This window comes from Thermoactinomyces sp. DSM 45892 (assembly GCF_900107305.1).
GTDB lineage: Bacteria > Bacillota > Bacilli > Thermoactinomycetales > Thermoactinomycetaceae > Baia.
Map to the genome: position 1 here is coordinate 22,611 of NZ_FNPL01000019.1, position 15,920 is coordinate 38,530.

Below are 15,920 nucleotides of genomic sequence, written 5' to 3' on the forward strand. Positions count from 1 at the left end.
AAGCTGGTTTCCACATGTTGGTACCTTATTTTTTGCCTTCCGCAATCTTCATTTCTACGTACTCATCATAGGTCATCTGCTTGTCGAAAATCGTGCCATCTGGTTTCACTTCAATAATCCGATTCGCGATGGTTTGAACAAACTCATGATCATGCGAGATAAATAAGATCGTTCCTTGGTAATTGATCAAGCCCTTATTCAGTGCAGTAATGGATTCCAAATCCAAGTGGTTGGTTGGGTCATCCATCAATAAAACATTACCGCCTTTTAGCATCATCCGCGAGAGCATACAACGTACCTTTTCTCCCCCGGAAAGAACACTTGGTTTTTTCAATACTTCATCGCCCGAGAACAACATTCGACCTAGGAATCCACGCAGATAGGTCTCTGTCTGATCTTTCGAGAAAGGACGCAACCAATCGACAAGAGACTCTTCATTTCCTTGGAAATAATTCGACACATCTTTCGGGAAATAAGCTTGGGTTGTCGTAATTCCCCATGTGTACTCTCCAACATCTGGTTCCATCTCGCCCGCTAGAATTTCTAATAAGGCTGATTTCCCTACCTCATTTGTACCGACGATAGCGATTTTATCTCCTTTATTGACAGTAAAGCGTACATCTTTCAATACTTGCTCACCATCAATTGACTTACTTAGACCTTCTACGCGTACTAAATCATTCCCCGCTTCACGCTCTTGTTCAAAGTGAATAAAAGGATAACGACGAGAGGAAGGCTTGATATCTTCCAAGTTTAGCTTCTCTAGCATTTTCTTCCTTGAGGTAGCTTGCTTCGCTTTTGATTTATTGGAGCTAAATCGAGCAATAAAGTTTTCAAGGTCCTTTTTCTTTTCTTCGGCCTTTTTATTTTTCTCTTTCGCTAGTGCTAATGCCAATTGACTGGACTCATACCAAAAATCATAGTTACCTACGTACAATTTAATCTCAGCAAAATCAATATCTACTGTATGAGTACAAACCACATTTAAGAAGTGACGGTCATGGCTTACGACAATAACGGTATTCTCAAAATTAAGAAGAAAATCTTCTAACCAACGAATGGCCTCTAAGTCTAAATGGTTAGTAGGCTCATCGAGTAGTAAGATATCTGGTTTACCAAAAAGTGCTTGAGCTAACAACACTTTTACTTTCTGGCTACCGTCTAATTCACTCATCTTCTTATAATGAAGATCATCTGTGACTCCCAGCCCAGATAATAGGATAGCCGCATTTGACTCTGCTTCCCAGCCATTTAACTCAGCAAATTCACCCTCTAATTCAGCGGCACGCATGCCATCTTCCTCGGAGAAGTCAGCTTTTGCATAGAGAGCATCCTTTTCACTGGTAATCTCAGCTAAGCGCGCATGCCCCATAATAACGGTCTGCAACACTTCAAACTCTTCATATTGGAAATGATCTTGTTTTAAAACAGCAAGCCTTTCCCCTGGAGTCACGATTACCTCCCCTGTGTTCGGTTCAATTTCTCCAGCTAGTATCTTCAAGAAAGTAGATTTCCCAGCACCATTTGCTCCAATTACTCCATAGCAGTTGCCTGGAACAAACTTAATATTTACATCTTCAAAAAGCTTCCGTCCGCCAAAACGTAAGCCTACATTTTGCACCGTGATCATATCGCTAAATTCCTCCGTAACATCAAAATGATTCCAGTCTATTGTACCATGTTTCCTGCTTAACTCAATATTGGACAGGTAAACAGATCTCTTCTTATAAAAATGGAGTGAGCTTCATTTGCAACAAATACGTTGTCGTATGTCATATTTATCACCGTAACATTACACTTACATTACAAATAACCGAAACATGAGACTTGCTTCACTTCACCATGTAGAATACAAGTATCAAATCAAAACGGACGAATTTTTAGGAGGAAACAGCGATGAGAGAAATGACTGGCTTATTAAACGGACTATTACTAAGTATTCCAATGTGGAGCCTGATCGTTCTAGCTGTTCACTTCCTCTTCTAGTAAATAGATAAATATAGCCCTGATAGAAAAAACTCATCCTTGTCGATGAGTTTTTTTATGGGCAGAAAAATAGGAACACATTGCACATTGCTGGGCATTTACGAATAGTCTAGTAAGAAAAATAGACAATGCCTAGTGAGGTGTGGAGATGTCTCAAGCCAATATCCCTAATATTAGCCCTACCATCTCGATTAATCGAGACAATGCGGTCAACTTACTATTAGCCTCAATTGCAATGGAGGAGATAGGGCTTAGTCATATTATTAATGCTGAGGGTGAGAAGATACAGTATGTCTTAGGAAACTTGCCAGGAGCCACTACTCTCCACCCTGCTACCATTAGTGATGTACTTTTCATAAATAAGAGTGTTCGTGATATGATTCGTGAATTAGCGAAAAAAGAATGGGTTCTACTAGAAAAGTTAGAAAGTGTTCTCAGTATAGCGAGCATCCCAAGTCCCCGAACCGGTATAACTAGCACCATAAATACCACAAGCATCATAGAGCAGATCGAGTCAACAAAGCCGACCATATCCATAGAATCGATAGACACATTTACGACAGATAGCACTCTACTCCCAACATCCATACATTCGGATGAAGAAGAAATGGTTTTCATATCTTCAACCCATTCCAACACGGGTGAAACAACAGACGCGACGATAATAGATGAAACAGGCGATGGAATGCCAGAGTCAACAGGCAAAGATAAATCGAAAAAACTTGTGGGAACAGCGAAGATATCAAGAGCCATAAGATCAATCTGGAAAAGACCAGTCAAATCGAAGAAGGTATCGGGTGTAACTGAGACAACTAAGACAACTAGGAACAAAAAATTGTTGGACGAAACCGGACCGACGGAAGACCCAAGAATTCTAGGGCTCTCCGACGCGACGGGGGAATTTGGACCTACAGGAAACACAGGCGCCACTGGACCCCAAGGACCTGCCGGACCCGCTGGAGCTGTCTCTTCTACTGGCGCGACCGGACCAACGGGGGAATTTGGACCTACAGGAAACACAGGCGCCACTGGGCCCCAAGGGCCTGCCGGACCCGCCGGAGCTGCCTCTTCTACTGGCGCAACCGGACCAACGGGGGAATTTGGACCTACAGGAAACACAGGCGCCACTGGGCCCCAAGGGCCTGCCGGACCCGCTGGAGCTGTCTCTTCTACTGGCGCGACCGGACCAACGGGGGAATTTGGACCTGCCGGAAACACAGGCGCCACTGGGCCCCAAGGGCCTGCCGGACCCGCCGGAGCTGCCTCTTCTACTGGCGCGACCGGACCAACGGGGGAATTTGGACCTGCCGGAAACACAGGCGCCACTGGGCCCCAAGGGCCTGCCGGACCCGCCGGAGCTGCCACTGCCACAGGCGCGACCGGACCGACTGGGCCATCAGATTCACCTATATCAACCATATATGTCAGCAATTCTGGTAGTAATAATGTCTCCATCATTGACAGAATGACTCACATGATCGTCTCCACCGTACCGGTAGGCACGAATCCCAAAGGAATAGCAGTTAACACCACCACTAATCGGATCTATGTAGCAAATTTTGACGATAGTACTGTTTCCGTTATTGATGGCAATACTCATACCGTCGTTTCCACGTTTACAGTAGGAGTAGATATATCCGTGCTGAGCGTTGACTCCGCTAGAAATCGCATCTACGGAATTACCCAAACAAAAAATAATCTCTATGTAATCGATGGTGTTACAAATAGCGTATTTGTTAGAGTCCCAGTGGGCACAGGTCCGGAAGGTGTGTGTGTAAATTCTGTAACGAACCAGATCTATGTGGCCAATGCCGTAGATAATACAGTCTCCGTCATCAACGGAATGACCTTTACTGTATCCACGGTGATTCCGGTAGGAAACAGCCCTACACATATGGGAGTCAACTCGCTCTCCAACTGTATCTATGTCCTCAACACACTTGACGATACGATCTCTACAATAGATGGTCATTCCCACACAATCCTCGCCACTATTCCGGTGGGAAGTATGCTATTTTTAGACAGCGCAACCGGGATTGGGGTAAACTCCCATACAAACTGTATCTATATAGCTAACGGGCTTGATAATAATGTATCTGTCATCAGTGGAAACACCCATACTGTTGTTACCACCATTCCCGTAGGCAACAACCCAATCGGAATGAGCGTAGACCTCATTGCGAATCAGATCTTTGCAGTTAATAATGTAGATGACAATGTCTCCGTACTTGATGGAAACTCGCATACAATTATCACCACGATTACTGTAGGATCTGCTCCAACCTCAGTGGGAGTAAGTATAAGTTAATCCGACTCTTCTTTTCTAAACGAAATATTTCTAACAAAAAGCTCATCGAAGGAAAACGGGCTTTTTGTTTTGATGAAAATCACAGTATTCAACGTTTTGAATACTATAACCTAAACGTAGGCAAAGTCAGTGAGGTGCGAATATGTCCCAAGCCAATATCCCTAATATTTCCCCTAATATTTCCATTAATCGAGGAGATGCAATCAACCTTTTATTATCCTCCATTGCCCTAGAAGAGCTAGGTCTAAGCCATATTATCAATGCAGAAGGAGAAAAACTGCAATACGTCCTAGGAACATTGCCTGGAATCTCTGCTCCCCAACCTGCCACTATTAGTGATTTGCTTTTGATCAACAGTAGTGTTCGGGATACCGTACGTGAAATAGCAAAGAAAGAATGGATTTTAAAAGAGAAATTAGAGACGGTTTTAGGTGCAAGTGACAATACAGGACAGGGATCCCTAGGAACTCAAGGAGCCCAAGGACCCCAAGGACCCATCGGGCCAATCGGAGCCACTGGATCATTTGCGACAGGTGGTTTCCTATTTCAAGTCTTAGGAAACTCCGGGACTAGTGGCATAGCCCCGATGCTTTATGGAGATAATGTCAACATTGTATCAGATACGTTATACATCGAAGTCACACCCGGTTCAGCAAGGGTGCGACTAGAGGTGCCCAATAGCAGTTCAGGAGGACTAGGGGCGACCGGGCCTGTGGGACCCACGGGACCAACTGGAGCTACGGGGCCCCAAGGGCCGACTGGGCCAAGTGGGATTGGACCCCCAGGGGACACGGGGCCGACTGGTCTAACTGGAGTAACAGGTCCCGTAGGACCCGCAGGAGCTACGGGACCTCAAGGGCCGACTGGGCCTAGTGGGATTACAGGACCCCCAGGGGGCACAGGGTCGCCGGGCCTAAATGGAGTTACAGGGCCGACTGGTGACACGGGACCCCCAGGGCCAACTGGGCCTCCCGGTTCTGCTTCTGCCACGGGCGCTACTGGGGATACAGGACCCACGGGGAGCACGGGACCTACAGGGCCAACTGGGCCTCCCGGTTCTGCTTCTGCCACGGGCGCTACTGGAATCACGGGGCCGACTGGTAACACGGGACCGACAGGGCCGACTGGGCCTCCCGGCGCTGCTTCTGCCACGGGCGCTACTGGGGATACAGGACCCACGGGGAGCACAGGACCGACAGGGCCAACTGGAATCACGGGAAACACAGGACCCACGGGACCTACAGGGGCTACGGGTCCGCAGGGATCCACAGGACCGACTGGACCTGCTTCTTCTACTGGGGCAACCGGACCGACTGGACCCACGGGGGATATAGGTACAACAGGATCCACGGGACCTACAGGGGCTATCGTCAATACGGCAACCATCTATGTAACCAATTCATTTGATAATACCGTCTCTGTCATTGATGGAAATACTCATACAGTAACTACCATTATTCCAGTAAATGCACCACTTTCCGTCGGAGTTAATTCCGTCACAAATCGGATCTATGTAGCTGGGAATGATGGGAATGTCTCTGTCATAGACGGAGAGACATATACAGTATCTACCATTGTTCCGACAGATCCGGGAAATCCTTTACTAGCGATAGGGGTAAACTCTGCCCGAAACCAGATCTATGCAGTCGGTGAAATAGCTTTAGGAACAAGTCAAGTCTTCGCAATAGATGGAATTTCTAATACAACGTTAGCCACGATTTCATTGCAGGATTCCATACTGGGAGTAGCGGTAAATTCGATCACAAGTCGGACATATCTCCCTGCTAATTTCGAGAATGCGGTTGTGGTGATAGATGGAAAAACAAATTCAATCGTTGCCAGCATTACAGTAGGAAACGCACCCATATACTCCGGGGTAAATCCGAATACCAATCGGATTTATGTAGTAAATACAAATGATAAGACCCTCTCTGTTATAGACGGAGAAACCGATACAGTAATAACAAACATTACGATAGGGAATCAGGCTTATACAAATGGCGCAAATGGCATAGGCGTAAATACCCATACCAATTGTATTTATGTGGTCAATAATACCGATCATACAGTCTCTGCAATCAATGGAAATCTAGATACGGTACTTGCAACGATTACAGTAGGCGAGAATCCAAACGGAGTAGGTGTGGACCCTTTTGCCAATCAAATCTATGTAGCCAATTTAAATGGGAATACCGTCTCTGTCATTGATGGGAGTACGAATACGATTATCACCACCATCTCGGTAGGAATTCTACCAACCTCCGTAGCAGTATATAATTCTCTAACCACATGATCCAGCAAAAATCATAAGGACCCGTATCAGTAGATATTTCAATCAAAAGCTCATCCTTAGTCGATGAGCTTTTGATTGAACAACTATACACATCTAAAAAGTACCATCACACCATTCAATATTTTGCATAATATAACCTGAAAAACATAGGCGAATGTCAGTGAGGTGTGAATATGTCCCAAGCCAATATTCCTAACATAACCCCTACTATTTCCATTAATCGAGAAGATGCAATCAATCTTTTATTATCCTCCATTGCCCTAGAAGAGCTAGGTCTGAGCCATATTATCAATGCAGAGGGAGAAAAAATACAATACATCCTAGGAACATTACCAGGCATCTCTGCTCCCCAAATTGCTACTATTAGCGATTTGCTTTTAGTAAACAATAGTGTTCGGGATACTGTACGTGAAATAGCAAAAAAAGAATGGATTTTACAAGAGAAATTAGAAAAGGTCTTAGGTGCAAGTGATCATACAGGACAGGGAACTCAAGGGCCACAAGGAACTCAAGGACCCACCGGGCCAATTGGAGCCACCGGCGCATTTGCGACAGGTGATTTTTTATTCCAATTATTAGGTAACTCTGGGGCTAGTGGCATTGCTCCAATGCTTGTCGGGGATCATGCAAACTTTGTATCAGATACATTATACATCGAAGTCACACCCGGTTCTGCAAGGGTGCGACTAGAGGCTCCAACTGGAACCGGATCGACGGGAACAACAGGGCCGACGGGCGCTACAGGATCCACTGGACCTCAAGGTCCTTCAGGTTTAGTTGGAAATATAGGGCCTGATGGGGTCACTGGGCCTGATGGGATATCTGGTTTTATGGGACCGACGGGAGCCACAGGATCGACGGGGGAAATGGGAGTTACCGGATCCACTGGACCTAGGGGAGGCACAGGATCGATTGGACCCACAGGGGTCACTGGGCCTAGTGGTCTATCTGGTTTTACAGGTAGTGCTGGGGCTACAGGAATCACGGGACCGATAGGTACTCCAGGTTCCTCTTCTTCCACAGGGGCTAGAGGAGGCACAGGATCTACAGGAAGTGCAGGACCAGCAGGTCCCTCAGGCTTGCCAGGCTCCTCTTCTCTCACAGGGGCTACGGGGACAACAGGGATGGTGGGTGTATCAGGGCCTCCGGGACCTTCTGGATCACCAGGTTCCTCTTCTTTAGCAGGGATCACCGGACCTACGGGAGAAACCGGACCTTCTGGATCATCAGGATTGACAGGAATCAATGGAACCGCAGGGGAGATTGGGCCTACTGGAATCACAGGAACGACGGGACCTATGGGGGAGAACGCTGCCACAGGGGCTACGGGAGGCACAGGATCTACAGGACCAGATGGAACGATAGGTTCAACAGGGGTTACCGGACCCACTGGGCCCGTAAATATATCAAGTATATATGTAGTCAATGTAGATAGTAATAATGTCTCCGTTATAGATGGAACCACGAATACCATATCCACAACCATTACAATAGCGGGTGGCCCAAGAGCACTGGGGATAAACCCTGTTACAAAACAAATTTATATACCTAATGATGGCGTGACAGTCTCTGTAGTAGATGGGAACACAAACATAATCACCAATACATTTACAGCAGCCGTAATAGGAGCACTTGCAGTAAATCCTTCTTGGAACCGGATCTACGTAACCCGTCCGCCCTTTGACATTAGCGATCAAGTTATTGTAATAGATGAAATTACAAATACAATATTGGCAACCATTCCGGCGGGAAATATTGCATCAGGAGTAAGCGTGAATCCCATTACAAATCGGATCTATGCTTCCAACAGTGGTAATAATAACGTCTCTGTCATACATGGAGGCACAAATACTGTACTCACCCTGATTCCTTCAGGATCTTTCCCCACATCCTCAGCAGTAAACCCTAACACAAATACGATTTATGTACTCAACCAAGGCAATAGAACAGTCTCGGTAATAGACGGAATGACCCATACGATAACGGCAACCACTACAGTAGGGTCGTCGTTCTATATTGAAGGATTCGTAGGTGTAGCTGTAAACACACGTACAAATTGTGTCTATGTAGCGAATAGTCTTAGTGATAACGTCTCCGTAATCAACGGAAATTTAAATGTTGTCGTCGCAACGATTCAAGTAGGAGCTCGCCCATCTTCAGTGGCTGTAAACCCTAACATAAATCGAATCTATGTAACCAACGGTGGTGTTGGGAACAATACGGTCTCAGTCATAGATGGAGACACCCATACAATCATTACAACCGTCCCAGTAGGAGTTAGCCCACTGTCAATAGGAGTCTTAAACCTTAGCTCCACGTAACCGATAACCTCATTACAAACCTGCTTTAAGCGCCAATCTAACACAACTCTTTCACAGAAGTCACTTGTTGTCTTTTTATCACCATCCCCTATATAATGAAGCCAGAATCCAAAAAATATGAGAAATCATCTTATTAAATAGAGGTGAGAATCATGATAAGACCCCTCTGGCTTCAATGGGCCTACACCTTGTTTTGGATAGCACTTTTTGGGGTTATGTGTATCGGTGGATATTTTATGTTTCGTAAATTTCTAAAACGATTACCCAAACAAGATGGCCGTTCTGAGCTCGATTGGCAGGAGCACTATATAAACGAAACACTGCATCTCTGGACAGACGAGAAAAAAGCCCTCCTCCGGGATCTAGTTGCACCTGTTCCAGAATTATTCCGCGATGTAGCGAAACAAAAAATTGCTGGCAAAATAGGTGAGATTGCTCTGTCTGAGAAAGCGAAAGAACTAAAGGAAGAATACATCATCCGTGGGTATATACTAGCCACCCCGAAAAGGGATCACAAATGGCTAAAAGAAACCTTACAAAAAAAACAGATTGATTTAAAGCCATATCAGCATTTGTTTTAAATCACATTTTTCTTTTCCTGCTTTTGTTGTTATTTTCCCCGTTGTATGGTAGGATACGTATATTACGTTAAAAAGTGGTTGGGAATCAAGTTTCACCTTGTGTGGCCTCTTGTACGTTGAAACAATAGGTTCATCAATAGGTTTAAATGCTTGACTGTTTGTCCGCTTTTTAATGAAGAAGGAGGCCCCAAGCATGAAGGGTAAAGTAAAATGGTTTAACGCTGATAAAGGTTATGGTTTCCTTGAGCGCGAAGACGGTGGCGATGTATTCGTACACTATAGCGCAATCCAAACCGAAGGTTTCAAAACTCTCGAAGAAGGCGAGCCAGTTGAGTTCGACATCGTTGAGGGAGACCGTGGTCCACAATCCGCTAACGTTCATCGTTTGAACGTTCGTTAATTCGGACTATAAGAAAAAGCACTCTCATAATGAGGGTGCTTTTTCCTTTGTTTTCAAGGGTTTTACAGATTTACATAACAAAGCTTTATCGAGCTTATTACGGGGGAAAAGGGAAAGTGCAAACGAAGTGCAAACCAACGCTATCACTTCGTCTTGTAGTCAAATCTTGAAACGATCATCTTTCCTTCATCGGCTCATAGCCTTGTATGCATTAACCCTACCGTGAGTCCAGTTGTCACCCGTTCCTTGGATTGCATCTGCGGTTTCTTCTAAGGAAGCACGAATTTCATTTGCCTTTTTCCCTTGAGAAGCCAGAAGACCTGCAACCCCTGCTACGAGTGGCGTTGCCATGGATGTTCCGGAAATAGATTCATAACCTGAACCAAGAACTGTTGAGTAAATATCTACTCCAGGCGCTGCCACATCTACCCACTTTCCATAGTTAGAAAAGTCGGCTTTACGATCATTTTGATCCGTTGCTGCTACCGCAATGACATTTTCATAGTAAGCTGGATAGTTGGGAGTAGATGAGTTGTCATTTCCCGCTGCAGCAACAATAGTAGATCCCTTGCTTACTGCGTAATCGACTGCATCTTGTAATGCCTTAGATTCATCTGTACTACCTAGGCTTAAACTAATTACATGAGCACCTAGGTCAGCCGCATGCGTAATCCCGCTTGCCACCCCATCTGCCGTTCCATTCCCCTTTGCATCTAGGACCCTCTCTGCGATAATTTTTACATTTGGTGCCATTCCAACAATACCAACCCTATTGTTCATTGTAGCAGCAGCTACTCCCGCACAATGAGTACCATGTTTATTTTCATCCATAGGATCATCATCATTGTCGATAAAGTCACGTCCCTTCTCTACTTTCCCTTTCAAATCCAGGTGGTTGTAATCTACACCTGTATCCAAAATCGCGATCTTGACTTGACCAGACCCTTTTGTAATATCCCAAGCTTTTTCAGCCTCTACCTTTTGTAGGGCATACTGTTTTGCATAATCAGTATCATTTGGAACCAATGTAGCACGATATACATGATTCGGCTCGACATACAATACATCGGGATTTTTCTGGTATTCTTGAATCGCTTGCTTAACTGATTTCTCAGCTGGAACCTTCACTACTTGAAAACCAAGTGTGCTATTTGTTTTGATCACTTGGCTGTCTGCTTTCGCATGGAGAGAGGAACTTTGGGCTAATGAAGTTCCTGGCTTGAACTTGACAATGATTTCTGAACTACCTTCATTCTCCGAAGCTTGGGTTCCTATTGAATTGGAAAACACCATAGAAACTCCCAATGCCAGAGCAGCTACAACCGAAAGTGAACGTTTATACAAATGAATCACCCCTTAATTGTTTTGTAATCTAAATATTCGATACATAAATGAATTTATCCTTCTAATTTTTTTAAAAAATAAAATTTTCTTTTTATTTATAAAGAGTCGGTCTGGAAGTCAGTGAAATACATAGAACGAGTAAAGAAAAACACTTGATTTTCATACTAAAACGACTCTGAAATATAAGGACGTTTTTCCCTTGAAATCCAAAGTAATAGAATGAATAAAAAATAAATTACGAATAGTTAGATATTTTATTTGTATATGAACGAAGGTTATGGGAAATTATACTATCAATCATATATAGAGGCGGGATAACGTTGAAAAAAAAGTTGCTCTTTCTATTCCTTGTGATGTCTATATTCTTCATCATCATGGGTTGCAACAGCACAAATGAGTTAGTCATTTATCAAGAAAAACAAGCTAACAACACCTTGAGCGAGAAAAAACAGATCTCAGACAAGGAAAAAATCGATCGTATCAACCAATATATTGGTTTGATTAACTGGAAAGCCTCCACACCAGCGAGAACGAAACCGGAAGATGTTCAGCTTTGGTTTTCAAAAAAGAAGAACGAGGATGTATCTAAAGAGAAGAAGTACTACATTTGGTTTAATGAAAACTGGGAAGCAGAAGTGACACTTGACACAAAATATGGTCTACTACCCCTAGCGGAATCTAAGGAGTTAAAAAAGTTATTAGAGTAACTGTGCCTTCACACAACAAAGAAAGAGCTTTTTTTGAACAACATTTATGCTGTTCAAAAAAAGCTCCTTTCTATATGCGTGCATCGATTCATTTCGATTACATCATTCGGATGAGGGCTTCTTCTCCCGCCATCCCAGCAATAATCCCAAAATCTTCAGCCGTGTGAGTCACAGACTCAAGAGGTGCACTCAGCAATTCCTCTAATGTCTTTACCCCTACTGCCCTAGCTGCGATAATTTGACGATCACTTAACCGTTCGTTTAATAAACCTACATCCAACGCACCGCACATAATATACCCTTTTTCTGTGGTAATGACCAGAAGGGTGGTTTTGGGTAATTTCACTTCTATGCCCATTGCGACTGATTCACCAATATGTATTGGCTTCATTTGAATCAAATCAAACACCCCATTTCGGATCTCTTTCTTCATTATATGTCGATCCTGCCCAAAGAGTGCCGATGAATATAAGTTCTCTATCAAAGTTAATGAATGCGTGTTGGAATAACGGGCGCAGGCTTGTACGGTGAGATTTTTCCATCTTGCACCATCTTCATCTTTAACATCTCAACCAGATAAATCCCCATCATCTGATTTACTTCTTCATCACCCATATTTTGAATCAGTTGAATCATATGTTCACGTGATTGATCTTCCAATAGATTTAGGACGATAGTAATCACATCATCTTCATCATCACGAAGCTGATCACGATAAAGTTCATAAATATCATTTACGAAACTCAAGAGGAGTCCTCCTTTTCATCTATCAAAAACATGCTATTTAGTTCATGTCTGTGAGTGTACCACAATCTGTTTCAAAAGAGACATTCGAAAGCCAACGCTTTTCTTTTGCTTTCTCCATTTTGGAGGAATCTTGAATCGCATCCTTCAAGAGATCCCGTAAGAACTCGGGCACATAGTATCTCAGTAACTCACTCTCTTTTAAAGTGACATATCCAGAACCAAAAGTAAACATATCAATCGTGGCTAACTGATATCGATACTCATCTTCTAACTGTTCATTCCCCATATAGATGGCTTGTATGCTCTGCTTCTCGTTAACAGTACGAGTGGTTACCACCTGCAATCCCGATATCGCTAATGAACCCAGTATCTTCCCACGAAATCCATAACCACGGATTTTTTTATTTTGATAAGATGGTTCTAGGGATTGCTCTAATGCCTCGCGAATTGCCCTTCCTGAAATCTCGACTAGTACTGGATTAATCGGATGGGGACAAAGTTTATGTAATTTTTCCCAAGTAACAACCCCTTCAACTAGAGGCCCTAATAATACTCCACTATTGACCAAAGAAAACGGAGCACCTGTCCATGTTCGAAGTTCATCGGCGAGCAAATTAGCAAATATGGATTCCTTATTCCACGAGATGGGCAGTGTTTCCTCTAATTGCGCAATCGGTCTCGTCATAACATGCTCAGCCTCTAGTCGTAAACTATGGATAAAATGAGCCATCTCAACAGAAGGCTCTTCTATCTTCATCATATGGACGCAAGCATCGAAACAGAGGTTATTATTTGTATTTGGATCAACGATAATCTGCACTTCCCCGACATACTCTCCAAACTTCCCTGCCGCTACAATCATCGTAGTACCGATACGTTCTGGCTCTGCTAACAGATGGTGAGTATGCGCTCCTATAATAATGTCCACATCAGGAATCATCATTGCCATCTTACGATCCCAAAATATACCCAAATGGGAGAGAACGACGATCACATCTACCTGTGAACGTAATAACGCTACATCCCTTGCTATACACTCCATCGGATCATCTACATCCCAACCTAGCAACTCATACACCAACGGATATGGTATAGTAGCCCCTAAAAATGCGATGCGTACTCCTCTTATCTCTTTAATCTCCCAAGGCCTAATCCAAGCTGGTAACCCTTGATCTTCTTTCTGACGAACATTACTACTTACCACTGAAAAAGAAGACTGATGATACATCGTAGCCAAATGGATATCCGAAATCGTTAACAACTCATTATTTCCTAACGTTACGATGTCATAGCCTGTATAATCTAAGATCTTACGATTCGCTATCCCCATAGTGCCTTCCGTCTCCATGCGAAACCGATCGGCATGATCGCCCAAATCAACAAGAAGAAACGAGTCATCTCTTAACTCTGCTTCCTCTCTTTTCCGAACCACGAAGCTATGAATTCTCTCCATTTCCTCCATATGGCTATGTAGATCATTTGTATGGTAAAGACGAATTACATGCCTCATATAAAGGTCCTCCTCACAAGGTCAATCCGTCATAGATCATCTTTATCGCAATCACTACTAGTAACGTTTCAAAAGCTCGTAGCAAGTATTTACTCTCTAGACGAGATGAAATCCAAGCTCCTGTTTTGCCTCCCAGCCAAGCTCCAGGAGCTAATAGCAAGACCGCCATCCAATGAATATGTGCTTGAAAAGCCTGAATACCACTACCCAGAATAGACGATAAAAAAATAGCAAACATCGAGGTAGCTGTAGCTACATGCGGAGGGAACCGAAACACGATAAGCATGATCGGAACCATCAAGGCCCCACCACCGATCCCTAAAAGTCCTGAAAGAATCCCGATGGGAAAGGACATCCCCAATACTAGCCATCGATTATATCCGTATGTCCATTTATGTCCGTCTGGATCCGTATGAGTTCTCACCTGAGACCCTGTATATCTCATCCATCTAATTCGATCTTTTATCATGAGAACAAAAGAGATCACCAGCATAAAGATACCAAAACCCATTAGAAAGAGGTTGGATTGTAGATAGCGCGATAAGTATGCACCTATCATCGCACCCGGTCCACATCCGAGAAAAAATAGCCATCCGCTCGTAAAATCAATTCGCTTTTGTTTGTGAAAGCTCAGAGTCGAAGCAAGGGAAGTAATCACAATTAAAAATAAAGAGGTTCCCACAGCTATCGGCGGACTAATCATGCGAAAAGGTGGAAAAAAATGTGCTAAATACAACAGCGCTGGAACAATAATAATACCGCCGCCAAGTCCTACTATACTCCCAATCGTACCTGCTACATAACCAATTAATAATAACGATCCCCATATTACGATATCATCCATGTGATTACTCCATCCAGTCCAGTAAACTTAATTGCCTCGGTGCAAGTCCTTCATAGGAAATACCTAGCTGTTTCATCATCTTCCTCGCACTTTTGACAGCGTGGCCTTGTGAATTATTATTAAATAATACATATACTTCTTGACTACTTGTTGCTAAACTTTGTATTCTGGGAACCCACTCTGAAATTTCTTCCTCTGAGTAGTCGTAGGCATAGCGAATATCACGCCAGTTCGGGTTCCCAGGCTGATCCCAGCCAGCTTTATTCCGTCCATGAAATCTCACTACACTATATGTCGGGTGAGTAGATGTCGCCACGATCGGCACAGAATGAATTCCGGCCTGTGGTTCATCACATACAACATGGACCAGCTTCTCATCGGTTAAGAACCGTAGGGTTTGGTCACACATCGATTCACTAAACCAGCTTTGGTTGCGAAACTCGATGGCCAAACGATATTCAGAAAATGCTTCTTTTACTTTTCGTATGTATCGAACATGCTTTTGTGAACAATCATACCAAGGAGGAAATTGAAAAAGCATCAATTCACATTTCCCTGCTATCCGCATAGGCTCAAAAGATTCTTTTACTGCCTTCACAATCTCTTCCCACGGTCTCTCAGGGAATTGACTGGGTCGTCCGTGACCCGTAAGCTCTCGATACGGCTTCACTAGAAAGCGAAATGTCTCGGGCGTCTGCTCTACCCATTTCGCTACGCGGTCTACATTCGCAATCGCGTGAAACGTACTATCTAACTCCACAATAGGAAAGTGGCTTGTATAATCCACTAATTTATCTTTTATCTTAGACGCTTGCGTACTAAAAACATGGTCTCCCCAACCACAAACTCCTATTCGGACTTGGTTCATTCGATTATTAC

13 protein-coding genes are annotated in these 15,920 nt (G+C 43.8%); 6 read left to right on the top strand and 7 right to left on the bottom strand.

Annotated features, from left to right (window positions below):
* Positions 1 to 25 precede the first annotated feature (25 nt).
* Positions 26 to 1,630 carry an ABC-F family ATP-binding cassette domain-containing protein gene (locus BLU58_RS14195; protein WP_093293183.1) on the bottom strand — a complete coding sequence of 535 codons (1,605 nt, stop codon included), beginning with the start codon at positions 1,628 to 1,630 and terminating at the stop codon, positions 26 to 28.
* A gap of 504 nt (positions 1,631 to 2,134) precedes the next feature.
* Between BLU58_RS14195 and BLU58_RS17200 the strand changes: the two genes are divergently transcribed.
* The 5 genes from BLU58_RS17200 (at position 2,135) to BLU58_RS14220 (ending at position 9,889) form a co-directional block, all read left to right on the top strand.
* Positions 2,135 to 4,294, top strand: coding sequence for an alpha-helical endospore appendage domain-containing protein (locus tag BLU58_RS17200; protein WP_093293185.1), 2,160 nt, complete (start codon positions 2,135 to 2,137; stop codon positions 4,292 to 4,294).
* A gap of 142 nt (positions 4,295 to 4,436) precedes the next feature.
* The gene (locus BLU58_RS17330) at positions 4,437 to 6,587 is read left to right on the top strand and encodes an alpha-helical endospore appendage domain-containing protein (RefSeq protein WP_093293187.1); all 2,151 of its coding nucleotides are present in this window, start codon (positions 4,437 to 4,439) and stop codon (positions 6,585 to 6,587) included.
* A 173-nt stretch (positions 6,588 to 6,760) separates the two neighbouring features.
* On the top strand, positions 6,761 to 8,908 hold the full coding sequence (locus BLU58_RS14210; protein WP_093293189.1) for an alpha-helical endospore appendage domain-containing protein: 2,148 nt from the start codon (positions 6,761 to 6,763) through the stop codon (positions 8,906 to 8,908).
* A 152-nt stretch (positions 8,909 to 9,060) separates the two neighbouring features.
* Positions 9,061 to 9,489, top strand: coding sequence for a DUF2621 family protein (locus BLU58_RS14215; RefSeq protein WP_093293191.1), 429 nt, complete (start codon positions 9,061 to 9,063; stop codon positions 9,487 to 9,489).
* Positions 9,490 to 9,682: 193 nt separating this feature from the next.
* The gene (locus BLU58_RS14220) at positions 9,683 to 9,889 is read left to right on the top strand and encodes a cold shock domain-containing protein (protein ID WP_072333201.1); all 207 of its coding nucleotides are present in this window, start codon (positions 9,683 to 9,685) and stop codon (positions 9,887 to 9,889) included.
* A gap of 186 nt (positions 9,890 to 10,075) precedes the next feature.
* On the opposite strand, the gene BLU58_RS14225 is transcribed toward BLU58_RS14220, so the two are convergent.
* On the bottom strand, positions 10,076 to 11,182 hold the full coding sequence (locus BLU58_RS14225) for a S8 family serine peptidase (RefSeq protein WP_369813805.1): 1,107 nt from the start codon (positions 11,180 to 11,182) through the stop codon (positions 10,076 to 10,078).
* Between the two features lie 371 nt (positions 11,183 to 11,553).
* Here BLU58_RS14225 and BLU58_RS14230 point away from each other — a divergent pair, with 371 nt between their 5' ends.
* Positions 11,554 to 11,940 carry a hypothetical protein gene (locus tag BLU58_RS14230; protein ID WP_093293196.1) on the top strand — a complete coding sequence of 129 codons (387 nt, stop codon included), beginning with the start codon at positions 11,554 to 11,556 and terminating at the stop codon, positions 11,938 to 11,940.
* A 97-nt stretch (positions 11,941 to 12,037) separates the two neighbouring features.
* On the opposite strand, the gene BLU58_RS14235 is transcribed toward BLU58_RS14230, so the two are convergent.
* From BLU58_RS14235 to BLU58_RS14255, 5 genes are all read right to left on the bottom strand, one after another.
* Positions 12,038 to 12,331 (bottom strand): YunC family protein, encoded by a 294-nt coding sequence (locus tag BLU58_RS14235; protein WP_369813807.1) that lies wholly within the window; start codon positions 12,329 to 12,331, stop codon positions 12,038 to 12,040.
* 95 nt (positions 12,332 to 12,426) lie between these two features.
* Complete coding sequence (locus BLU58_RS14240) at positions 12,427 to 12,687, bottom strand: DUF6154 family protein (RefSeq protein ID WP_093293198.1); 261 nt, start codon at positions 12,685 to 12,687, stop codon at positions 12,427 to 12,429.
* Positions 12,688 to 12,724: 37 nt separating this feature from the next.
* The gene (locus tag BLU58_RS14245) at positions 12,725 to 14,197 is read right to left on the bottom strand and encodes a bifunctional metallophosphatase/5'-nucleotidase (protein ID WP_093293200.1); all 1,473 of its coding nucleotides are present in this window, start codon (positions 14,195 to 14,197) and stop codon (positions 12,725 to 12,727) included.
* A 13-nt stretch (positions 14,198 to 14,210) separates the two neighbouring features.
* A complete protein-coding gene (locus BLU58_RS14250; protein ID WP_093293202.1) occupies positions 14,211 to 15,041 on the bottom strand; it encodes a sulfite exporter TauE/SafE family protein in 831 nt (276 codons plus the stop codon).
* A 4-nt stretch (positions 15,042 to 15,045) separates the two neighbouring features.
* Positions 15,046 to 15,909 (bottom strand): DUF72 domain-containing protein, encoded by an 864-nt coding sequence (locus tag BLU58_RS14255; protein ID WP_093293205.1) that lies wholly within the window; start codon positions 15,907 to 15,909, stop codon positions 15,046 to 15,048.
* Positions 15,910 to 15,920: the final 11 nt, after the last annotated feature.